The sequence below is a fragment of the Bartonella phoceensis genome (assembly GCF_902825145.1).
GTDB lineage: Bacteria > Pseudomonadota > Alphaproteobacteria > Rhizobiales > Rhizobiaceae > Bartonella > Bartonella phoceensis.
Genome location: NZ_CADEAD010000027.1, coordinates 1 through 1092, shown reverse-complemented (window position 1 = coordinate 1092; position 1092 = coordinate 1). Strand labels below are relative to the sequence as shown.

Here is a 1092-nt window from a genome sequence, read left to right as displayed (position 1 = left end):
AAGGCATACCAATAATAAAGGCATATCTATGTGTAAGAAATCTATTTATAAGAAAAGTTTTTTGTTATGTACAATTGCTGGGGCTTTGGTTTTCTCTCATTTCCTTCCGACTTATGCAGATACATCGCCCTCTGAACTGATTATGCTTCGTGCGGATAAGAGAGGAGAAGAAAAAACTTTTAATAATGTTTTTGTTCGTGGTGCATTTATTACAGGAGTTGCTGATGATGAAGCCTTTATTATCATTAAGAACTCAACAATGCGCTCAGATTCGGCTGTACTTTCTGCAACAACAGGTGGACGCATTCATGCCAAAAATATTGTTGGAAAAGCAGGTACTCGGGGTTTAGAACTTGGAAATGGTACAATTCATGTTGAAGATTCAATCATAACCGTTTCTGGACAACATAAAAGTCATGGTATTCTTTTTGATCACATTATACGTTCCAATCTCAAAGAGGGTGAAAAAGTTATCAATAGAGCAATGTTTACCAATACAAAACTTCTTGTAAAAGACGGTATTGGTATTGTAGGGCCGCACTACTCAGACGCTGTTGCTGAGGTTGAACTTAAAGATTCAGAGCTTCGTGCCGATATGTTGTTAAAAAATAGAACTGAAGAAAAGAACGCTAAGCCTGGTACTCTTACATTAATCACTGATAATTCAATTATAGAAGGAAGAGTAAAAGCTTTTCCCCGAAATACAACAGCTTTTACTTTAAAGAACAACAGTAAATGGACCTTAAAGATTAGCAAATTTGAAGTAGATATGAGAGACGAGTATAAACTCTATTATGTAAATAAACTCTCAAACCTTAATCAACAAGCACTTTCTGTTGTCTCAGTGCTGAATCTTGGTGATAGCTCTATCATATTTGATGCACCGCATACGCTGGTAAAGGGACGATATCAAACCCTCTATATAGGACGAGCCACTGATGTCCCTAGATCTGAAGAAAATCTGCTTCCCGATGTAGAGACAGTTTACAATGCAACGGGTGATGCAAGAATTTATTTCAACACGAAATGGAGCGATGGTCTAACGAAAGAACAACAAAAAACGGACCGTCTCCTTATTTATGGCAATGTATC

General features: G+C 37.0%; 1 pseudogene. It reads left to right on the top strand.

Annotated elements, in window-relative coordinates:
• Positions 1-28: 28 nt before the first annotated feature.
• Positions 29-1092 (top strand): annotated as a pseudogene (locus tag J7R07_RS07915) (hypothetical protein); the annotation flags it as partial.